General features: G+C 66.6%; 21 protein-coding genes. 8 read left to right on the top strand and 13 right to left on the bottom strand.

Annotated features, from left to right (window positions below; all coding sequences use genetic code 11):
• Positions 1–115 precede the first annotated feature (115 nt).
• From EV278_RS19050 to EV278_RS19040, 3 genes are all read left to right on the top strand, one after another.
• Complete coding sequence (locus tag EV278_RS19050; protein WP_132094994.1) at positions 116–2,407, top strand: TonB-dependent receptor; 2,292 nt, start codon at positions 116–118, stop codon at positions 2,405–2,407.
• 182 nt (positions 2,408–2,589) lie between these two features.
• Positions 2,590–3,633 carry a LacI family DNA-binding transcriptional regulator gene (locus EV278_RS19045; RefSeq protein WP_132094992.1) on the top strand — a complete coding sequence of 348 codons (1,044 nt, stop codon included), beginning with the start codon at positions 2,590–2,592 and terminating at the stop codon, positions 3,631–3,633.
• Between the two features lie 254 nt (positions 3,634–3,887).
• Positions 3,888–4,100: a hypothetical protein gene (locus EV278_RS19040; RefSeq protein ID WP_132094990.1), complete on the top strand. Its 213-nt coding sequence runs from the start codon at positions 3,888–3,890 to the stop codon at positions 4,098–4,100.
• Here the strand turns inward: EV278_RS19040 and EV278_RS24495 are convergent.
• The 10 genes from EV278_RS24495 to EV278_RS18995 all read right to left on the bottom strand — a co-directional run bounded on the left by EV278_RS24495 (position 4,097) and on the right by EV278_RS18995 (position 10,904).
• A complete protein-coding gene (locus tag EV278_RS24495; RefSeq protein ID WP_243692265.1) occupies positions 4,097–4,255 on the bottom strand; it encodes a hypothetical protein in 159 nt (52 codons plus the stop codon). The two genes, EV278_RS19040 and EV278_RS24495, sit on opposite strands and share 4 nt — an antisense overlap.
• A complete protein-coding gene (locus EV278_RS19035) occupies positions 4,225–4,542 on the bottom strand; it encodes an HTH domain-containing protein (RefSeq protein WP_243692264.1) in 318 nt (105 codons plus the stop codon). The genes EV278_RS24495 and EV278_RS19035 overlap by 31 nt, the downstream gene beginning before the upstream one ends.
• 20 nt (positions 4,543–4,562) lie before the next feature.
• A complete protein-coding gene (locus EV278_RS19030) occupies positions 4,563–5,495 on the bottom strand; it encodes an NAD(P)-dependent alcohol dehydrogenase (RefSeq protein WP_132094988.1) in 933 nt (310 codons plus the stop codon).
• Positions 5,496–5,610: 115 nt separating this feature from the next.
• On the bottom strand, positions 5,611–6,048 hold the full coding sequence (locus EV278_RS19025) for a putative quinol monooxygenase (RefSeq protein WP_132094986.1): 438 nt from the start codon (positions 6,046–6,048) through the stop codon (positions 5,611–5,613).
• 19 nt (positions 6,049–6,067) lie between these two features.
• On the bottom strand, positions 6,068–6,862 hold the full coding sequence (locus EV278_RS19020) for a carboxymuconolactone decarboxylase family protein (protein WP_132094984.1): 795 nt from the start codon (positions 6,860–6,862) through the stop codon (positions 6,068–6,070).
• Positions 6,859–7,842, bottom strand: coding sequence for an amidohydrolase family protein (locus EV278_RS19015; RefSeq protein ID WP_132094982.1), 984 nt, complete (start codon positions 7,840–7,842; stop codon positions 6,859–6,861). The genes EV278_RS19020 and EV278_RS19015 overlap by 4 nt, the downstream gene beginning before the upstream one ends.
• Before the next feature lie 38 nt (positions 7,843–7,880).
• Positions 7,881–8,570 carry a type 1 glutamine amidotransferase domain-containing protein gene (locus tag EV278_RS19010; RefSeq protein WP_132094980.1) on the bottom strand — a complete coding sequence of 230 codons (690 nt, stop codon included), beginning with the start codon at positions 8,568–8,570 and terminating at the stop codon, positions 7,881–7,883.
• An 11-nt stretch (positions 8,571–8,581) separates the two neighbouring features.
• Positions 8,582–9,631, bottom strand: a complete 1,050-nt coding sequence (locus EV278_RS19005) for an NAD(P)-dependent alcohol dehydrogenase (protein ID WP_132094978.1) — start codon at positions 9,629–9,631, stop codon at positions 8,582–8,584.
• A gap of 23 nt (positions 9,632–9,654) precedes the next feature.
• The gene (locus EV278_RS19000; RefSeq protein WP_132094976.1) at positions 9,655–9,954 is read right to left on the bottom strand and encodes a superoxide dismutase; all 300 of its coding nucleotides are present in this window, start codon (positions 9,952–9,954) and stop codon (positions 9,655–9,657) included.
• 38 nt (positions 9,955–9,992) lie between these two features.
• Positions 9,993–10,904: an alpha/beta hydrolase gene (locus EV278_RS18995; RefSeq protein WP_132094974.1), complete on the bottom strand. Its 912-nt coding sequence runs from the start codon at positions 10,902–10,904 to the stop codon at positions 9,993–9,995.
• Between the two features lie 153 nt (positions 10,905–11,057).
• On the opposite strand from EV278_RS18995, the gene EV278_RS18990 reads away from it, so the two are divergent.
• Entirely contained in the window at positions 11,058–12,008 is a 951-nt protein-coding gene (locus EV278_RS18990) for a LysR family transcriptional regulator (RefSeq protein ID WP_132094972.1), read from the top strand.
• Between the two features lie 26 nt (positions 12,009–12,034).
• Here the strand turns inward: EV278_RS18990 and EV278_RS18985 are convergent, their stop codons facing one another.
• Both EV278_RS18985 and EV278_RS18980 read right to left on the bottom strand, forming a co-directional pair.
• Positions 12,035–13,801, bottom strand: a complete 1,767-nt coding sequence (locus tag EV278_RS18985) for a beta-L-arabinofuranosidase domain-containing protein (RefSeq protein ID WP_132094970.1) — start codon at positions 13,799–13,801, stop codon at positions 12,035–12,037.
• A gap of 149 nt (positions 13,802–13,950) precedes the next feature.
• Positions 13,951–14,328, bottom strand: coding sequence for a helix-turn-helix domain-containing protein (locus EV278_RS18980; RefSeq protein ID WP_132094968.1), 378 nt, complete (start codon positions 14,326–14,328; stop codon positions 13,951–13,953).
• A 91-nt stretch (positions 14,329–14,419) separates the two neighbouring features.
• Here EV278_RS18980 and EV278_RS18975 point away from each other — a divergent pair, with 91 nt between their 5' ends.
• Positions 14,420–15,529, top strand: a complete 1,110-nt coding sequence (locus EV278_RS18975; protein ID WP_132094966.1) for an alkene reductase — start codon at positions 14,420–14,422, stop codon at positions 15,527–15,529.
• Between the two features lie 145 nt (positions 15,530–15,674).
• Here EV278_RS18975 and EV278_RS18970 read toward each other — a convergent pair whose 3' ends face one another.
• On the bottom strand, positions 15,675–15,929 hold the full coding sequence (locus EV278_RS18970; protein WP_207905528.1) for a hypothetical protein: 255 nt from the start codon (positions 15,927–15,929) through the stop codon (positions 15,675–15,677).
• A gap of 291 nt (positions 15,930–16,220) precedes the next feature.
• Here EV278_RS18970 and EV278_RS18965 point away from each other — a divergent pair, with 291 nt between their 5' ends.
• From EV278_RS18965 to EV278_RS18955, 3 genes are all read left to right on the top strand, one after another.
• Complete coding sequence (locus EV278_RS18965) at positions 16,221–17,582, top strand: arabinogalactan endo-1,4-beta-galactosidase (protein ID WP_132094964.1); 1,362 nt, start codon at positions 16,221–16,223, stop codon at positions 17,580–17,582.
• A gap of 124 nt (positions 17,583–17,706) precedes the next feature.
• Positions 17,707–18,261 carry a sigma-70 family RNA polymerase sigma factor gene (locus tag EV278_RS18960; protein WP_165916706.1) on the top strand — a complete coding sequence of 185 codons (555 nt, stop codon included), beginning with the start codon at positions 17,707–17,709 and terminating at the stop codon, positions 18,259–18,261.
• 9 nt (positions 18,262–18,270) lie between these two features.
• Positions 18,271–19,278, top strand: a complete 1,008-nt coding sequence (locus EV278_RS18955; protein WP_132094960.1) for a FecR domain-containing protein — start codon at positions 18,271–18,273, stop codon at positions 19,276–19,278.
• The last annotated feature ends 12 nt before the right edge of the window (positions 19,279–19,290 follow it).

The following is a 19,290-nucleotide window of genomic DNA, read 5'->3' as shown; positions in this document are numbered from 1 at the left end:
ATCGCGGGAGTTGTCAGGCAAAAAGAGGTTGACGCCCCATCCCCGAACCCAAAAATTGGTCAGACAGATTAAGCGCGACCGGACAGACCGTTCGTGAAAAAAATTGGGAGGGGAAATGAACAGGCGTCTTCTTTGGCTGGCGAGCGCCGCCATGATCGCGGCTTCCGGCCAGGCTTGGGCCCAGACCGCGCCGCAGCCGGACGGCCAGGCCGTGGCGCTCGACGAGATCGTCGTCACCGCGCAAAAGCGCGAACAGAACCTGCAAGACGTCCCAGCCGCCGTCAGCGCCGTCAGCAGCGAGCAGTTGGAAGCGCGCAACATCGCTCAGGTCACGGACGTGGTTCGCGTCTCGCCCAGCCTGACGGTCACCGAAAACACCAACGCCACCGGCGGAAGCATCAATTTGCGTGGGATCGGTACCTTCTCGTTCAGCATCGGCATCGAGCCCAGCGTGGCGGTCGTGGTCGACGACGTGGCGCTGCTACAGCAGGCCCAGGCCTTCTCCGGCCTGAACGACATCGCCCGCCTGGAGGTCCTGCGCGGTCCGCAAGGCACGCTGTTTGGTAAGAACGCCGCGGCCGGCGTCATCAACATCGTCACTCAGAAGCCGACCAAGACCCTGACGGGCTCGGCCGGGGGAACCCTGACCAGCGATGGCGAAAAGCGCGTCGAAGGCATGGTGTCGGGGCCGATCTCCGACAAGGGGGGCTTTCGCCTCAACGCTTTCTACGGCGATCGCGACGGCTATATCCGAAACCTCAACACTGGCCACAAGCTGAACGGCGACCGCTCCTATGGCGTTCGCGGGCGGCTCGAGCTGGATCCGACCGACGCGCTCAACATCAGCCTGACCGCCTCGCACACCAACACCAAGACCGACGGCCAGGTGCGCACTTTCCGCAGCATCAATCCGGGGGCCAGCGCCTTCGGCGCGCCGCTGGCCCTCTCCGCCGTCGGGATCACGCCGGGCGACGACAACTACAAGATCCGGCTGGACACCGAGCCTAAGAACACCAGCAAGCAGACCATGTTGAACGGCCGCGCCAGTCTGGACCTGGGCGGCGCCAACCTGGTGTCGATCACCAGCTACCAGGACTGGCGCTTCCGCTTCCTGGAGGACCTGGACACGCTGGGTTCGCCGACGCTGCTGAACACGGCCGACCCGACGAGCATCTTGCCCAACGGCTCCACGGCCGGCGGCCCGTTCCACTCGACGAACTTCACTCAGGAACTGCGGCTGGTCTCCAGCGGCGCGCGCAAGCTCGACTACCTGTTCGCCCTGTTCTACGCCGACGGCGATTCCGACCGCTCGTTCTCGCGCGGCCCCAACGCGGCGACCAGCTGGGCGGCGACGGCGGGCACCAAGACCATGGCCGCCTTCACCCAGATGACGTACCACGTCGGCGAGAAGACCCACGTCGATGGCGGCCTGCGCTTCAATCACGAGGTCATCGAGGCGACCTTCCTCAATCGCACGCCGACCGCCACCCCGCCGGCCAACAACGCCTCGTGCCTGTCGACCTGCTCGGGCAAGGCCAAGGACGATCACGTCACCTACAAGGTGGCGCTGCGCCAGGACCTGGCCGAGCACGTCATGGCCTATGTTTCGTTGTCGACGGGCTACAAGGGCCAGGGCTTCGACATCAGCACGGGTTTCAATCCCGGGCGCGCGGCCAAGCCTGTGCGTCCCGAGACCAGCAAGGCCTACGAACTGGGCCTCAAGAGCCGGATCCTGGAAAATCGCGTCCAGCTCAATGTCACGGGCTTCCTGACCGACTTCACCGACTTCCAGGCCCAGGGCGGCGTCACCCAGCCGGACGGCACCATCGTGCCGCAGCTGAGCAATGTCGGTTCGCTACGTAGCAAAGGCGTCGAGGTCGAGGTTTCGGCCAAGCCGTTGCGCGCCCTGCGCATCGACGCCTCGGCCGCCTATACCGACGCGACCATCCGAGAGTTCACCAACGCGCCCTGCTATACCAACCAGACGCTCGCGCAGGGCTGCCGCCCGGTGGGCGGTTCGAACTTCCAGGACCTGTCGGGCAAGCCCTTGGCCAACTCGCCGAAGTTCAAATACTCGCTGGCGGGCGTCTATGACGTCGCGCTGCCGGGCCTGCCCTTCGATGGCTTCGTGACCGCGGAGTACACCCACCAGAGCGCCGTCATGCTCGACCTCCTGGGCACGCCAATCTCGCGCCAGAAGGCCTACGGCGTGGTCAACGCCAGCATCGGCGTGGCGGGCCGCGACGAGGGCAACTACCGCGTGGCCCTGTTCGTCAACAACCTGTTCGACCAGCACTACGCCTCCTCGCTCGGCTATACCGGCTCGTCCAACGCCGGGGCGGTCGCCCAGCTGCTCCCGCGAAACTCCAAGCGCTATTTCGGCCTGCGCGCACGGATGGGCTTCTAGCCCGACACGCTCAGCGCGGCCGATCGGGCCGCGCCCTCCCGGGACTTGCCCCCTTTGTCCCCGGGAACCCTCGTCGCCTCGGCGACCGGCGGCGCGCTTGGCTGGCGCGCCGCCTTTTTGTTGGCGCGGGCGGCCCGGCAAGGGGACTCGTCCGGGCGGCAATTCCTGCTAGAGGTTGGGCGATGGGGAAGAGCAAGGACAAGGGCGTCACGATCATCGACATCGCGCGCGAGGCGGGCGTGTCGATCGCGACGGTCTCCCGTGTCCTCAATCGGGGGGAGGGGGCGGGACCCGAAGTCCGGACCCGGGTCCTGGAGATCGTCGACCGCCTCGGCTATCGGCCGAACGTTTCGGCGCGCGCGCTGTCGGGACGGCGCAGCTACCTGATCGGCGTCATATTTCTACGCCTCGGCGGCTACCACTATGTGGGAGAGGTCCAGCTTGGCGCCATGAACGCCTGTCGCCGCGCCGGCTACCATCTCGTCGTCGAGCAGATCGAGACGCCTCAAGGCGTCATCACGCCCGAAGCCTTGGGGGAGATCCTGCGGGACGCCGCCTTCGACGGTCTGGTCCTGACCCCGCCGCTCTGCGACGATCCTCGCCTGCTGGCCGCCGTCGAGGACGCGGGCGTCCCTTATGTCCGCCTGGCACCCAACAGCGAGCTGGAGCGTTCGCCCTATGTCTGGATCGACGACCAGGAGGCCGCTCGGGAGCAGACCCTGCGACTGTGGGACATGGGCCACCGCCGTATCGCCTTCATCGGCGGCCCCACCGACCACCGCGCCGCCGTGCGTCGACGCGAGGGCTACCTGGCCGCCATGTGCGAATGCGGCGCCACGGTTCCGGACGATTGGATCGTTCGCGGCGACTTCTTCGGAGCGTCGGGCTTTCGCGCGGTCGAAACGCTTCTGGCCCTGGATGCGCTGCCGACGGCCATCTTCGCCGGCAATGATGAGATGGCGATCGGCGCGCTCGCCGCCTTGGCCAAGCACGGGGTTGGCGTGCCGGAAGACATCTCGGTCGTCGGCTTCGACAATTCCTTGGCGGCGCAAACATCCTGGCCGCCGCTGACGACGGTTCACCAGCCCATCGCGGAGATGGCCGAGGCTGCGGTGGACATGCTCATCGCCGGCTTTGGCGATAAGAGGTTCCGCGCGCGGGTCCATGACCGCAAGCTCGACTATCGCTTGGTTCCCCGTCAGTCGGCCGCGCCGCCCTCGCGCTGAATCCCCCGTTTCGCAAGCGTCCAGGCATCGGTCTGCGAGAAAGAGGCCTGACCAATTTTGATTGCTATAGAAAACGTTTTCGTACAGAACTAAGACCGCTCTATCGCCGCGGCGGAAGCGGTAAATCGCGAGGCTCGCATCGTGGAAGCCAATGGAAACCGGAGAGATCCATGCCGCGCGCGACATTCAGCGCCAATTGGTCAGGCCTCTTTGCGGCGCTGGCCCGCCTAACCGCGCATCTTGGAGGCTGACACATGACCATGGTGCTCGTTGATCAAGAGAAGGTCCTGGTCCTTCGCAGGGCTTTGCCTGCTGTGACCAAGGTCTGGCTGCAGGAGGTCTTGGGCGTAAGCGAGACGACCTGGCGGTCCCTGCGTGATGGACGGCCGATACGGCAGTCGACCTACAATCGGCTGCTCGCCAAGCTCGAAAGAACGCGGGGGCGCGACGTGGTTCGTAAGGCTTAGGCCGGCAGCCGCATCTTGCGTTGCTCGCGCAGCGCCAGCCGTACGCGCGCCAGATCAACGCCGGTTTCGGCGTAGGCGTCACGACCGATGTAGAAGGTGGCATCGTCCAGCGACCGCCGAAGGCTCAGCGGCAGGACACCGTGGATCTTGGCCATCGCGTTCTGCACCGCGCGCGCCAGGCCTGGTCGGTTTGGTTGCTGACCCACTGCGCCCCGGCCGCGAGCGCCAGAAGCTCTTCTTCAGTGAACGCCAGGGGCGGCAACATGAAGCCTGGACGCAGGATGTAGCCCACGCCCGGTTCGCCATCGATCTCCGCGCCTATCGCCTGCAACGTGGCGATGTCGCGGCGGATCGTGCGCAGCGACACGCCCATCTCGCGCGCCAGCGCGCCCCCGGACACCGTTCCTCTGTGTCGGCGCAGCACTTGCAGCAGATCGAACAATCGATGGCTTCGGGACATGGTCAGTCCATACGGATCACGGCCTTGCCGCCCAGTTTCCGACCGGTCTCCAGCGCGGTGATCAGGTTGATCGCTTCGCCGAGCGGCGCGATCTCGCCAATCGGCAGGCGGAAGTTCGCCGCCACCGCTGCGCGAGCTAGCGCGTCGAGAACATCGGGGCGCGGCGTGCAGATCACCAGCTTAAGGCGCCGATTGAAGGCCGCCGCCAGAAATTTGCCGGGAGAGGGGTTGAGGTCGATGAAGACGCCGCCCTTGCGCAACAGGCCAAGACCCTCGGCGACAGACATGGACGCAGCTGTGTCGTAGACGATGTCGAACCGTGCTGCGATATCGGCCGGGCTGGTCGCCCGGTAGTCGAAGACGGTCTCCACTCCAAGCTGGCGGACGCGATCGATATCTCGCGCGCTGCAGCTGCCCAACACCGTGGCGCCGCGCATCCGGGCGATCTGGACAGCCGCCTCGCCAACCGCGCCGGCGCAACCGTTGATGAACACATGCTGGCCAGCCGTCACGCCAGCCTTGTCGACCAGCCCGTTCCAGGCCGTCACACCGGCCGTGCCGAGGCAGGCGGCCTGCTCGAACGAGACCTCGTCGGGCTTCCTGGCCAAGGCCGAGGCCTTGGCGATCACGCCTTCTGACAAGGCGCCGGTCTGTTTGAACGGCGCCAAGCCGAACACAGGATCACCTGGCGCAAAGCGCGTCACGCCCTCGCCGACAGCAATCACGGTCCCCGCGAAATCCATGCCCATGGCGCGCGGGAAGGCGTTGCCGGTAACGATCTTCATCTGGCCGCTGCGCAACTTCCAATCGATCGGATTGACGGCCGCGAACCGCACCTTGACGGCGACCTCGCCCGCCGCCGGCGTCGTAAGTTCGAACGGTTCCAGGCGCATGACATCGGGACCGCCGTAGCGGTGATACTGAATTCGCTGCATCTTAGGGGTGCTCGCCTTCGATCTGAGCCAAACCGGCTTTCTTCTCTTCGCGGAAGAGGTTCAGCTATGGATCAGCATGGGGACAGTTTCTGGCGCCATGCTTTGCGCCGATGGTTCACAGGCAGGTCACGGGCCCGCCCGCGCGTCCCTTGGACTTGGCGCACAGCAGGATCGGCGTGGTTTCGACCAGCTTCAGCGACCTGACCATCTTCTCAGTCGAGGTCTTGTACTTCAGAAAATGTGGCGAGCGAATGTGCGCCTCGTAGGCCGCATGATCGGCATAGACTTCCAGCAGCCTGATCTGTGCGGGGTCTTCGGCGATCTGCACCGAGTGCAGCATCAGCACGCCCGGCTCGAGCCGGACTGAGGCCTCCTGTTCCTCCGCAAGTATGGCCTTGTAGGCGTCCAGTTGCGCCGGATCGATCTCCAGCTCGGCGATGCGCACCATCGGCTTGCCCGCGCTTGGCGCGGCGTCGGCTCGCGGGGCCAAGCCGGCCAGAAGCGTTGCGGTCAGCACGCCCGCGCCAAAGAGCATCAGAGACTTCTTGGTCATGCTTCCGGTTCCCTTCCGATCAATCGCGCGCCGCGGCCTCGGCGCGCTTGGCGAAGACCTCCTTGGCTACGGGCAGGGCGGACATGGCGTTGGGCCATCCGGCGTAGAAGGCCAGATGTGTGATGACCTCGGCCGCCTGCTCCTGGGTGAGGCCGTTGTCCATCGCACGGTTCAGGTGGAAGGTGATCTGGGCGACCTGACCGGAGGCGATCAGGGCCGCCACGGTGATCAGGCTGCGGTCTCGCGGCGCAAGGTCCGGGCGAAGCCACAGGTCCTTGAACAGATAGTCCGTCGTGTAATCGACTAGCCCGGGCGCTACGGCGCCGAATTGGTCGCCGACGGTCTTGGCGCGTTGGGCCTCCGCGGCTTGGTCCAGCGGTAGAAGGGCGGGCGAGGCGGCCGGCAACTGGCCCGCATCGACGCCGCGCTTGGCGAACACCTCGCCGACGGGAGGGACCGCCGCCATCGCCTTGCCCCAGCTCGCGTAGTAGGCCAGGTGGGTGATCGTCTCGGAGATCTCACGCGGCCTGACGCCGTTTTCGAGCGCCTGGTCCGCATAGTAGCCCAGCGCTGGCGCTTCTCCACGAGCGATCAGCGCGGCGATGGTGATCAGGCTGCGATCACGGCGGCCCAGACCCGAGCGTGTCCACACCTGGCCATAGAGCCGCTCTTGGGTGTGCTGTTCGAGCGCCGGGGCGACAGATCGAACCTGCTCGGGCGACACGCGGCGGCCGGCGACATTGGGCTGCGGGGCTTGGGCGGTCGAGGCGGCCATGGCGGCGACTCCGGCGATGAGGGCGATAAAGGATTTCATGGGGATTGGACCTGGGCGGTGAGCCGTTGCCAGTTGCCATGCGCGAACAGGGCCTTGTCGGCGTCGTCGAGCGCCAGGCCGTCGACAAAACGCCGGGCGTCGCCGCCCGTTCGGTACTGGTAGGGAAAGTCGGTCGAGAACAGGATGCGCTCGACCCCGACGGCGTCGATCGCGCGTTGCAGGTAGGCCGCGCTGAACATGCCGCTGGCGGTCAGGTAGAGGTTGCGGCGTACGTAGTCGATGAACGGCCGCTTCAGGCCCGACACCCGGTCGAGCATGGCCAGTCGCTCCAGATAGAAGATCACCACTTCGCCCCAGTGGCCCAGGATCACTTGGAGCCCGGGGTAGCGGTCAAAGACGCCCCCAAGCACGATGCGGACGAATTGCAGCCCGGCCTCGTAGTGCCAACCCAGGCCGAACGTCGACAAGGCAAGATCGATCGGTTCGCCAAAGCCCGAATAGCAGGCGTCCCGAACGCTCTTCTGGGGAATTTGGGGATGGATCAGAAGCGGAACGCCCAATTCGGCCGCGCAGGCGAACGTCGGCTCGAAGATCGGATCGTCAAGGTTCCTGTCGCCGACTCGCCCGTAGACGATCGCGCCCTTGCAGCCCAGATCCTCGACGGCCCGCCGTAGCTCCAGGGCGGCGGCGTCCGGCGCGCCCGATGGGAGCACCGCCAGCGCCTGGAAACGCTCAGGGTTGGTGGCGACGGTGCGAGACAGCAGGTCGTTGACCCGCCGCGCGAGATCCACGCCATGAGCGCCGAGATTGTTGAGGCCTGACGTGGTCAGCGACAGGACCTGAACGTCCACGCCCGTCTCATCCATCAGCGCCAGGCGCTTGTCGCCGAGATCCGCCAGGCGCTCTTCGATGACGGGCGTGTTGAGGGCCGACGTGCCGTCGTCAGCCCCAGGAATGGTCGTCCAGGCCCGTCCGACTTCGGCGGGGAGAACATGTTCTTCGATGCCGATGATCTTCATGGCCCAAGGCCTTTCCCAAGGCTGATCCAGTCGTCGCGTCAGGCCTGGGCCTTGAGCAGCTCAACGATCGCGACGCCAACGCCGTGGGCCGAGGCGGGATTCTGTCCGGTGACGAGCCGGCCATCGACCACGACCTTCTCCGTCCAGTTCGGCGCGGGCTGATGCAGCGCGCCACGCGATTTGAGCGTGCTGGCTAGCAGGTAAGGCACCACCTTGGTGTAGCCGACCTCGGTTTCCTCCTCGTCGGTGAAGGCCGCCACCTTCTTGCCCGCGACCAGGAAGCCGCCATCGGAGAGGGTCGCGTTCACCAGGGCGGCGGGACCGTGGCAGACGGCCGAAACGACGCCGCCGGCTTCCCAGATGTCGCAAATGACCCGCTGGACAGCGGCGCTGTCGGCGAAATCCCACATCGTGCCGTGACCGCCGGCGAAGAACACGGCCGAATAGCGGGACGGATTGAGTTCGGCGAGGATCAGGGAATTGGCCAACTGATCACGGAAGGTGCGATCCTTCCAGAACCGGTCGTTGACGGGGTCGGAGAGGTCGAAGAAGTCGATCGGCGGGTGGCCGCCGCGGATCGAGGCGATCTCGACCGGTATGCCGGCCTCCTCGAACACCGCCAGGGGATGGGTCAGCTCGACCATGGCGAAGCCGGTCGGCTCGCCGCTGTCGCCGCGGATCGGGTGGCTGGTCACGACGCAGAGGATGGGCTTGATGGGAGCGGTCATGTCTTGGGTCCTCAGGCCTTCAGCGTGACCATGTCGATGACGAAGCGATATTTGACGTCACCCTTCGCCAGGCGCTCGTAGGCTTGGTTGATCTCTTGGATGGGGATGATCTCGACGTCGGAGACGACGCCGTGCCGTCCGCAGAAATCGAGCATCTCCTGGGTCTCCGGGATGCCGCCGATGAACGACCCTGAGATGGCTCGGCGGCCGTGCACCACCCCGCCGGCGTTCACGGGCGTTCCCAACGGGCCCATGTAGCCGACCAGCACCAGCACCCCTTGGAGCGTCAGAGTCGGCATGTAGGGATTGACGTCATGGTCGTAGGGAACGGTGTCGATGATGACATCGAACTGGCCCCCGACCGCTTTCATCTGAGCCTGGTCTGTCGAAAGCACGACATGGTCGGCGCCCAGCCGATAGGCGTCGACCTCCTTGCCGGCCGAGCGCGTGAACAGGGTCACATCCGCGCCCAGCGCCTTGGCGAGCTTGAGGGCCATGTGGCCCAGTCCGCCCAGGCCCACGACCGCCACCTTGCTGTCCTTGCCGACCTTCCAGCGATGAAGCGGCGACCAGGTGGTCACGCCGGCGCAGAGCAGCGGCGCCGCGCCGGCCGGATCGAGCCCATCGGGTACGGCCAGGACGAACTCTTCCCGAACGACGATGGAGTCGGAGTAGCCGCCGTAGGTAACGCTGCCGTCCTGTCGATCGGTGCTGGCATAGGAGAAGGTGGGGCCCTCGACGCAGTCCTGCTCCCAGCCCCTATGGCAAGGCTGGCAATGGCGGCAGGAGTCGACCATGCAGCCGACGCCGACCCAGTCGCCGGCCTTGAAGCGGGCAACCCCGCTCCCGACCTCTCGCACCCGGCCGATGATCTCGTGACCCGGCACTATGGGATAGGTCGTGAAGCCGAAGTGATTGCGCGCCAGATGCAGGTCGGTGTGGCAGACACCGCAATACTCGATATCGATAACGACATCGTTTTGCCGGGGCGCGCGGCGCTCGAACTCGAATGGCGCGAGCGGTCCGTCGGCCGTGCGCGCGGCGAAGCCTGTCGCTTTCATGGCGCGGTTCCTTTCCGCCAAGATCAGGCCTGGCCGGGAGCGAACAGCGACTCCCAGTTCAGGAATGGGCCGAGCGGGATCACCTCCCAGTCGATCAGGCCGGCCTTGGCCAGCGGGAACTGGGCGAGCGCCTGCTTGGCGGCCTCGACGGACTCGGCTTCGGCGATGATGGCCACGCCGGGGCGATCCTGCCGGAAGTAGATGTCGCGAACGAACCCGCCCTTGTAGGCCTGCCAGGCGTGGCGGGCCTCGTCCGTCATGTGCGGCTGGTATTTCTCCAGGCTCGCGCCGGGTTGGGGGATGTCAAGGCACAGCAGTTTCATCGTCAGGCTCCTTGGAAGGGGCGGAGGGGCGCGAGCGCCTAGAGCGACTGGAAGAACGGGACCATCCGGGCGATCGCCTGGTCGACGTAGGCGGGCGTGTCGTAGAGGGCGATGTGGGTCGCGCCCTCGATGACGAAGAGGTCCTTTGGACCCTTGGCCAGCGCGTAGGCCTGCTCGCTGTAGATCTTCGTGTCGGCCTGCGCGCCCGCGATCAGCAGCAGCGGCTGGGTCAGCAGGCTGGGGATCAGAGGGAAGGTCGTGAACGCCAGCATCTTGTCGAGGCTGGTCATCAGGAAGCGGCCCTTGGAATTGGGGTGTTGTCCACGCGGCGTGCGATAATAGTCGTAGCTCTCGCGCAGGAAGGTCGAGGTCGTCGCGTCGATGTCCTCGGCCCGCTCCGGCACGAAGGGGACATAGACGGGCGCGGCGCCTCTGGCCTCGGCCGTCCGCTGCGCGGCGGTCGCCTCCAGCGAAGCGATCAGGTCCGCATCGGGGATCGGGACGCCGAGCACGCTCCTGGCCGCTTCGCCCATCGGCGTCGCGCTGACGCCCGCGACGGCCTTGAAGCGCCGTTCGGTCTGGGCGACGGCCAGGGCGTAGCCGCCTCCCGCGCAGACGCCATAGACGCCCAGGCGTTCGACATCGACATAGGGCAGGGTCGCAAGAAAATCCGCCGCGCAGCGGGCGTCCTCGACGCGGGTCGCCGGGTCCTCGAGAAGGCGTGGCTCGCCGCCGCTTTCGCCCTGGTAGGAGGAGTCATAGACCAGCACCACGAAGCCGTGCGCCGCCAGCTTGCTGGCGTAGAGTCCGATCGTCTGCTCCTTCACCCCGCCTGCCGGATGGACGCCGACAAGCGCCGGATAGAGCCCGGTCTCGTCGAAGTCGCTCGGCAGGTGCAGGTGAGCGGCGATCGGCACGCCTCTGTTGGTGTAGGAAACGGCTCGAACCATCGCGGCTGCTCGCGTTTGCGGCCCGCTCCGTCAGCGCGGCCTGTCGTTGGCGGCCGTTATAGGGTAGAGCCACGTTCGCCGGTGGCGATGTTTTTTCCCACCATTGGTTCCTGAGCTTCTACCCGGTGCTATCGGTTTGCGGAGGAGGCGCCTGTGCGTGATCGCTTTGACGGGGTGCAGATCTTCGTCGATGTCGTCGAAGCTGGCGGCTTCGCCAAGGCCGCGGACCGGCTTTCGCTGACGCGCTCGGCGGTTGGCAAGGCGATCGCGCGCCTGGAGGACCGGTTAGGGGTGCAGCTCTTCAACCGCACGACCCGGGCCCTGTGCCTGACCGAGGACGGTCTTCAGTACTACGAGCGCTGCCTACGCGCGATCGAGGAACTGCAGGGCGGAGAAGCGATGCTGGAGTCCGGCCGGCGCGACGTCGTTGGCCGCCTGCGGGTGTCGCTTCCGCTGTTGTTCGGCCGCCATTGCGTCGCCCCGATCCTGCGGGCGTTCGCTCGCCAGCACCCCAAGCTGGAATTGGAGTTGAGCTTCAGCGATCGCCAGGTCGACCTCGTCGCCGATGGCTTTGACCTGGCCGTCCGCAACGGCGAGCTTGGACAGGGCCTGGCCCTTCGTGCGCGCAAACTGGTGAGCCAGCGCAAGGTGCTGTGCGCCTCAGCCGGCTACCTTGCCGCCAGGGGGCGGCCCGAGGGTCTTGAAGACCTGGCAGCCCACGACCTCCTCGGCTATTGGCGCAACGGCCGCGCGATGGACTGGCGCCTGCCAGACGCCAATGGGGTTTTGGTGGACGTGCCGGTCATGTCACGCCTGCGTTTCGACGACCTGGAGGTGATCGTCGACGCCGTGGCCGAAGGCATGGGGCTGGCCTTTGTCCCTGAATGGCTGGTGGCGCCGCGGATCGCCGCCGGCGATCTCGTCGAGGTCTGGCCCGACCGGCCCAGCGCCGTGATGGACTGCTACGCGGTCTGGCCGGCAACGCCCCACATGCCCCTGCGCACGCGCCTGGCCATCGACGCCCTGGTCACCGAAGTCCCCGATCGGCTGGAATCTCGCCGGGCCCTAGCAGGCAGCGGCGAGCCGATCCTGCGGGTTGGTTAGCCCCTCGCTCCACGGATGCGACGGCTTCAGGACTCCGCCAACCGGCCATAGAGCCGGTAGGGCTCGTCGTCGATGAAGGCGAAGGGCTTCAAGACACGTTCACCGGTTGGCGAACTCGCCGCCCAATGGCCGTCGCCGCGTCGCCGCACCGACAGCCATTGCGCCCTGGTCATCTGGATCTCGCTATGACCAATCGGGAACAGAACCAGCGGCCCGGTCAGCAACGCCACGACCTCGGGATGAGCGGCGTTGAGCGGTTCGAGGCGGGGGGTTATGTCCAGCCTCAGGGTGACGCGGTCGCCCGCTCGCCAGATGCGGTCCAGCTCGGCAAAGGCGCCTGGGCGCGCAGCGACGCCCGCCGGCCTGTCATTGACCAGGATACGACTGGCGGGGCCAGCCCAGGCGGGGATGCGCAGCATCAACGAGAACTGCCCAGCCTGGCCCGGGGTCACCAAGAAGTTGACCTGCGCGTCCAGCGGGTAGCGGGTCTCTTGCCGGATTTGCACCGTCGCGCCCTCGATGTCGGTCGACAAGGTCGAGGGGATGTAGAGGTTCACATAGATCCGCCGGCCCTCGCGCAGATAGGCGCTGATCCCGTAGTCGGCGGCCAGTTGAAGGAAGGTCCCCGAGCAGCACGGCCACAGCTCGTCGCGATAGAACTTCGAGGCGGTGTCGCTGTAGTCGGAGTAGTAGAAGGTCTTGCCGTCCGGCGTAGTGTCCTTGGCGCCCAGGATGGTGTTGTAGAGCACCCGCTCCATGCTGTCGCCGTAGCGGGGATCCTTGGTGATCTGCAGAAGCGAACGCGCGATCTTGAAGTGACCGTAGGCGCCGCACGGCGTCTCGAACGAGTTGTGGGTTGACGTCAGGGTCTTGAGCAAGGTCTCGTGATCGTCGGGTCCAATCAGCTGCTCATTGGGGCCCCAGCCGCCGGTCGCGAAGGATTGCTGGAGCACGAAGTCGAAGCCGTTGCGGGCCGCGCGCAGGTACTTCTCGTCCCCGGTGGCATACCAGGCTTGGATCGCCGAGTTGAGGGCGTTGACGTGGCTGTAGGCGTGCCGGCCAGCCAGCGGGCTTTCGCCCCGGGCCAGCGGATCGAACAGGGCCTCATCCTGCAGGTAGCGCACGGCTAGAGTCCGATAGCGCTCGCCCAGGCCAAGGCGCCAGGCCAGGAACAGGTTCTCGGGCAGGGTGTAGGGCTCGTCCCAGATCTCCGCCTCGCTGGAATAGGGCCGCTGGCGACGTTCCTGGCGGGTGAGGGGCTTGTCGGGCAGCGACGGCAGGACCGCGTCGGTGACCTTGTCCAGAGCGTCACGCGCCTCTTCGACCCCGGCATAGCGATAGGCATCGATCAGGCCAATGACGATCTTGTCGTAGGTGTAGGCGGGCAGCAGGTAGCCGGCGAAGAAGCGCGGGGAGATGGTCTCGGCATACTGGACGACGAGGTCTCGGACCTTGGCGCGGGTTTCTTCATCGCCGGTGGCGGCCACGTAGCGCGACAGGCCCGAGACGTACTGGCCAAAGCTGTGGCCGGGGATGTAGCCGTGCCAGTTGACCGTGCTCAAGTCCTTGGGATCGAAATGGAAGTCGGCGGAGTCGTCATACCAGCCGCCCATGTCCGCGCCGGGGGCGGGCAAGCCGGCGCGCTGACGGAAGGGTTTCAGCAGCCGGTCATCCTCCAGTCCCATGAAGAGCTTGTGTTGGGTCATCAACTGTTCCCGCAGTTTGCCGGGGCCCAGTTGGACTTGATCATAGGCGAGCGTTTCCAGCCCAGGTTTGGATTGGCCAAGAGCCATGGCGGGCGTGGCGCAGGCAGCGCAGCAGGCGCTCGCAAGAAACTGACGGCGATCTAGCAAAAGGCGGCCTCCAAAGACGGCCGCATTTAGTATGACAATTCGGCCGAGCGCTAGGCGGCCGGGTGATGACCTTCAGGGCCCGTTGGTCTTCAAGACGCCTCGCCACGGGCTTCATAGGCGCGGCGGGCGATCTCGACGTGATCCTGATGGTCGAGCGACCAGTGGATCAGCGTCATGACCGGGCCCATCAGCGTTTCACCCAGCGGCGTCAGCGCATAGTCGACCCGCGGAGGGATGGTGGGGAACATCGTGCGTGACACCAACCCATCCTTTTCCAGGCTCTTGAGCGTCAACGTCAGCATGCGCTGCGAGATCTGGCCGATCGTGCGCTTTAGCGCATTGAACCGCATCGGGCCTTCCGCCAGGTGCGCGACGATCAGGATGCTCCACTTGTCGCCGACCCGGCTGAGCAGGTCGCGGGTATAGGCCGAACAGTTCGGCGCCTGGCGGTCGGACCCCGGTGTCATGGATGTGCCTTCTTGCGGAGGAGCGAGCGGTACGCAATCTAGCCTTGGTTACTGAAGAATACCACTTTGTCCCATTACCGAGAGCAGCACCATGCACACCCCGCCCAAAGCCCTGCTCGGACCGTATCGCCTTGGCGCCATCACGCTGAAGAACCGGATGGTCATGGCGCCGATGACGCGAAGCCGCGCCGGCGTGGGCAATGTCGCCAATCGTCTTGCGCCGACCTACTATGCTCAGCGCGCGAGCGCGGGGCTCATCATCTCAGAAGCGACCCAGGTCAGCCCGCAGGGTGTTGGCTACATCCGAACGCCAGGCATTCACTCGCCCGAGCAGGTCGCCGCATGGCGGCGCGTAACGGACGCCGTGCATGACGCCGGCGGCGTCATCTTCGCCCAGCTGTGGCATGTCGGCCGCATTTCCCACCCCGAGTTTCACGCCGGCGCCCTACCGGTTGCGCCATCGGCGTTGAGCGGCGACGCCGAGGTCTTCATTTCGACGGGGCGCGCATCGACACCGACACCGCGCGCCTTGGCCACGGAAGAGATCGCCAGCGTGGTCGAGCAGTTTCGCCAGGCGGCGCGAAACGCCGACGCCGCAGGCTTCGACGGCGTCGAGATCCACGGCAGTTCAGGCTACCTGCTCGACCAGTTCCTGCGCGACGGTTCAAACAAGCGCGACGACCAATATGGTGGCTCGATCGCCAACCGTGCTCGCTTCCCGCTTGAGGTCGCGACGGCTGTCTCAGACGTCCTGGGCGCCGGTCGGGTCGGCTATCGCGTCGGCCCCAGCATGACGCTGCACGGGATGAGCGACTCGACCCCGGTCGAGACCTTCACTTACCTCGCTTCGGAACTCGACGGGATGGGCTTGGCCTACCTGCACGTGACGGAAGGCGTCGCTGGACCCGACGCGCCGCCGCCCGGCGTGGAGCGCATTGCCCCGCATCTGCGCAGGGTCTTCTCGCGATGCTTCGTGCTGAACGGCGGCTATGACGCTGAGCTTGGTGAAGCCGCGATCCAACTGGGCGAAGCGGACCTCATCGCCTACGGCGAGCCTTTCCTCGCCAATCCCGACTTGCCCGAGCGCTTCCGCCGCGGCGCACCGCTCAACACGCCCGACCGTCCAACCTTCTACGAGCCTGGTGAGGATGATGCGGTGGGTTATACGGACTATCCCGCGCTGGCTCCGACACGCGCCTAGGTGGTCTGAATGTCGCCTTCCTGGGCGCACATCAACGTCAGCAACTGGCGCAAACGGACCGCTCGTGCCTGGCGCGCGTACAGCATGACAGTCGCCGCCGCTGTGCCCGCGGATCAGAAGAGGGCGCCTCGCCTCCAGACCTGATCTAGCCGTCGGATGGTCTTGAGGACGGCTCGGCGAGTGTGATGCGGTTCCCGTCGGGGTCTGAGAGCTGGGCGATCCGGCCGTAGTCGCCTTCGGTTTCAGCACTCAGCGCCACGCCCATGTCTTCGAGCGATCGTCGAGCTTCATCCATCTTGGGGACGACGATCGTCAACCTGCCTGTCCCCGCCTTCTCCCGATCTTGGAAGATCTGGATATTCGCGCCCGCCACGTCGCGCCATTGGATCAAACCGTCCATGGGGCGATCATCGGGCTCCCTGTCGAAAAGCCGAGCATAGAACCCTCCGCACGGACCATGTCCGAAGTCATCAGCGCGGCGTAGATCGCCTGGATTTGCATCGATGTGTCCTCTCTGCTTCCTGGCCGTGACGGACGCGCTGGCAACATCGATCTTGCGAACGCCAGACGTGGCGCTCGCTGGCTCATGCATGTCCACTCGGGGGAGGCTCTGCAGAACTCCGCGCTTGATTTATAGTATAATTGCAGACACCTTCCGCCGCCAGGCCAAGTAACGTCGGAAGGAAACGTCATGCGGGGCAAACACCGCGTCACCCTGGCCGTGGCCGCCAGTCTGATCAGCCTCACTGCAGCACGCGCCGCCGAGCCCCCGATCTATCTGGGCGTCGACATCTCCTACGCCAACGAGATGGACGATTGTGGCGCGGTCTACAGGGCCGGCGGCAAGGCGGTCGACCCGTACCGGTTCTTCAAGTCGGCGGGCGCCGACACCGTGCGGATCCGCATCTGGAACGACCCGGACTGGACGAAGTATTCCAACCTGGCGGACGTCAAGCGCAGCCTTCGCCGCGCCAAGGCGGCCGGCTTGCGGGTGCTGCTGGACTTCCACTATTCCGACGACTGGGCCGATGGGGATAAGCAGGTCGCCCCCAAGGCCTGGGCCGGGCTGTCGACGCCAGACCAGGCCAAGGCGCTGTACGCCTACACCCACGACACCCTGATTGCTCTGAACCGCGAGGGCCTGATGCCCGACCTCGTCCAGGTCGGCAACGAGACCAATGGCGAGATCGTCTCCAGCCTGGCCAAGGCCAAGGAGCCCATCCACTGGGACCGCAACGCCCTGCTGTTCAACGCCGGCATCAGGGCTGTGCGCGACGCCGGCCGCGAGACCGGGACCAAACCGCGGATCATGCTGCACATCGCCCAGCCCGAGAACGCCGAACCGTGGTTCGCGGCGGCGACCAGGGCCGGCGTCACCGACTACGACATCATCGGGCTCAGCTACTACAGCAAGTGGTCCAAGCGCTCCATGGCCCAGCTGGGCCAGACGATCAACCGCTTGCGCCACACCTACGCCGCCGAGGTGCTGGTGGTCGAGACGGCCTATCCGTTCACCACGCAGAACGCCGACAGCTCGCCCAACCTGCTGGGCGAGGACTCGCTGATCGCCGGCTATCCGGCCACGCCGGACGGCCAGAAGCGCTACCTGGTCGACCTGACCCAACTGGTGCTGTCCAGCGGCGGCACGGGCGTCTTCTACTGGGAGCCGGCCTGGGTTTCGACCAAGGCCTGCGGCACTCGCTGGGGCAAGGGCTCCAACTGGGAGAACGCGGCGGTGTTCGATTACAAGGGGAACGCCCTGGAGAGCGCCGAGGGCTGGCTGAAACACGCCTACGTGCTGCCGGTTGAAGTGACGTTCAAGGCCAGGGCGACGGCCGGCGCGGCCTTCATCGACGGCGATTTCCTGGGCGGCGTCGGCCCACGGCCGATGGTCCGCGAGGGCGACGCCTTCGTCTACCGCACGCGGCTGGCGCCGGGAACCTCGGTGACGGTCGCCACGGCGGCGACCGCCGCTTCGGTGGCCGACGCGCCGGCGGTGACCGCGACCGTCGGCGGGCGCGCGACCGCCATTCCCCTGCCGGAGCAACCTTGACCTGTCCGGCTCGATCCTCGATTGTCTGTTTAATAATATGAATGGAGATTCCCCGGAAACGGCGATATGGCTGTCGGACCAGGGGAACGTCGGGCGCGGGGGCGCGCCGGTCGAGGAGGTCGCGATGCCGCGGGAAAACCCGGCGCAGCAACAGGTGGAGACGCCCGACGACGGGCGGATCGATCGCCTCAGCGCGCGGTATCGTGGCCCGCTGACCAGCTATTTCCTGCGTCGCGTCCACCGTCGCGACGAGGCCGAGGACCTGACCCAGGAGGTGTTCCTGCGCATGGTCCGCAGCCTGCAACGGGCCAATCGCGACGGCGGCGAGCGGATCGACAATCCCGAGGCCTTCCTGTTCCGCACCGCGGTGAACCTGCTGCGCGACCGGGCCCGCCGGGCCAAGACCTTCGCCGAACACCTGGCCGAGGCGGCCCATCGCGACGAAACTATTGAGGTGCGCTCGCCCGAGCGCGTCTTACAAGGCAGGCAGTCCTTGCGATCCGCGCTGACCGCCCTGGAGGAACTGGACGCCCGCACGCGCGACGTGTTCATCCTGCATCGACTGGAAGGGTTGAAACACGCCGAGATCGCGACGCTGTTTGGCGTCTCGGCGAGTTCGATCGAGAAGTACATGATCAAGGCGCTGGCGCACCTGGCAAGGCGCGCCCGCGCGGTCTAGAGCAGGTCCGTGGCCCGATCCTTGTCCGACAGCATCGTTCACGAAGAGGCCGCGCGCTGGCTCGTGCGCCTGGCCGAGGCGCCGGACGACCCCGCGATCTTCGAGGCCTTCGAGGATTGGCGCGACGCCGCCCCCGAACACCGCCAGGCGTTCGAGGACGTCCAGGAAAGCTGGGCGCTGTTCGGCGACCAGGCGGCCGCGCCCGAACTGCTGGTCCTGCGCCGCGACGCCCTGGACCGGGCCGGCGGGATCGGGCGGCGACGCGGATTCGCGCTCGACCGCCGCGGCGTCGCCGCGGGCCTGGCCGCCCTCGCCGCCGGCCCCCTGGCGGTCTACGGCTGGCGCCGGCTGCGTCCCGACGGCCGCCAGACCCTGCGGACGGCGGTCGGCGAGCAGCGCACGGTCACCCTCGCGGACGGCAGCCGCGTTTCGCTGGACGCCAACACCCTGGTCAAGATCGCCTATTCGCCCGCCCTGCGGCTGGCCGAGGTGGTCGAGGGCCGGGCCCATTTCGAGGTGGCCAAGGACAAGGCTCGCCCCATGAAGGTGCGGGCCGGCACGCGCACCGTGACCGCCCTGGGCACCGCCTTCACGGTCGAGCACGAGGGCCAGCGCGTCGTCGTCACCCTGGTCGAGGGCCGCGTGGCCGTGACCGAGGCCGCACCGCCCCGAGGCGCAGCGCCGCCGCCGAAGGAACTGGCGCCGCAGCAACAACTGGTGTTCGCCGCCGACGCCGCGCCGCCGCTCATGCACGAAGCCGTCGATGTCGAGCGGGCCATGGCCTGGCGCGAAGGCAAGCTGGTGTTCGACGACGAAAGCCTGGCCGACGCCGTCGCCCGGGTGAACAACTATTCGCGGGTGAAGATCGTCGTCGAGGACGCCCCCGCCCGGGCCCTGAAGATCAGCGGCATCTTCAACGCCGGCGACACCCCCGCCTTCGTCGAGGCCGTGCAGAGCTATTTTCCCGTCGACGTCTCAACCGGCGAGTCCACCGTCGAGATCCGTTCGCGCAGCTGAGCCCGCCCCGCC

It is taken from the genome of Caulobacter sp. BK020, assembly GCF_004342605.1.
GTDB lineage: Bacteria > Pseudomonadota > Alphaproteobacteria > Caulobacterales > Caulobacteraceae > Caulobacter.
The sequence above is the reverse complement of the archived record's forward strand: the minus strand, read 5'-3'. Positions and strand labels throughout refer to the sequence as shown.

Coding starts and splice junctions, on each gene's coding strand:
- EV278_RS19030 (WP_132094988.1), bottom strand. CDS start 5,495: ATGCAGCGAATTCAGTATCACCGCTACGGCGGTCCCGATGTCATGCGC.
- EV278_RS19050 (WP_132094994.1), top strand. CDS start 116: ATGAACAGGCGTCTTCTTTGGCTGGCGAGCGCCGCCATGATCGCGGCT.
- EV278_RS19025 (WP_132094986.1), bottom strand. CDS start 6,048: ATGACCAAGAAGTCTCTGATGCTCTTTGGCGCGGGCGTGCTGACCGCA.
- EV278_RS24495 (WP_243692265.1), bottom strand. CDS start 4,255: ATGGCCAAGATCCACGGTGTCCTGCCGCTGAGCCTTCGGCGGTCGCTG.
- EV278_RS18960 (WP_165916706.1), top strand. CDS start 17,707: ATGCCGCGGGAAAACCCGGCGCAGCAACAGGTGGAGACGCCCGACGAC.
- EV278_RS19015 (WP_132094982.1), bottom strand. CDS start 7,842: ATGAAGATCATCGGCATCGAAGAACATGTTCTCCCCGCCGAAGTCGGA.
- EV278_RS18975 (WP_132094966.1), top strand. CDS start 14,420: ATGCACACCCCGCCCAAAGCCCTGCTCGGACCGTATCGCCTTGGCGCC.
- EV278_RS18970 (WP_207905528.1), bottom strand. CDS start 15,929: ATGGACGGTTTGATCCAATGGCGCGACGTGGCGGGCGCGAATATCCAG.
- EV278_RS18985 (WP_132094970.1), bottom strand. CDS start 13,801: ATGGCTCTTGGCCAATCCAAACCTGGGCTGGAAACGCTCGCCTATGAT.
- EV278_RS19005 (WP_132094978.1), bottom strand. CDS start 9,631: ATGAAAGCGACAGGCTTCGCCGCGCGCACGGCCGACGGACCGCTCGCG.
- EV278_RS19020 (WP_132094984.1), bottom strand. CDS start 6,862: ATGAAATCCTTTATCGCCCTCATCGCCGGAGTCGCCGCCATGGCCGCC.
- EV278_RS18995 (WP_132094974.1), bottom strand. CDS start 10,904: ATGGTTCGAGCCGTTTCCTACACCAACAGAGGCGTGCCGATCGCCGCT.
- EV278_RS19045 (WP_132094992.1), top strand. CDS start 2,590: ATGGGGAAGAGCAAGGACAAGGGCGTCACGATCATCGACATCGCGCGC.
- EV278_RS19010 (WP_132094980.1), bottom strand. CDS start 8,570: ATGACCGCTCCCATCAAGCCCATCCTCTGCGTCGTGACCAGCCACCCG.
- EV278_RS19040 (WP_132094990.1), top strand. CDS start 3,888: ATGACCATGGTGCTCGTTGATCAAGAGAAGGTCCTGGTCCTTCGCAGG.
- EV278_RS18980 (WP_132094968.1), bottom strand. CDS start 14,328: ATGACACCGGGGTCCGACCGCCAGGCGCCGAACTGTTCGGCCTATACC.
- EV278_RS19000 (WP_132094976.1), bottom strand. CDS start 9,954: ATGAAACTGCTGTGCCTTGACATCCCCCAACCCGGCGCGAGCCTGGAG.
- EV278_RS18965 (WP_132094964.1), top strand. CDS start 16,221: ATGCGGGGCAAACACCGCGTCACCCTGGCCGTGGCCGCCAGTCTGATC.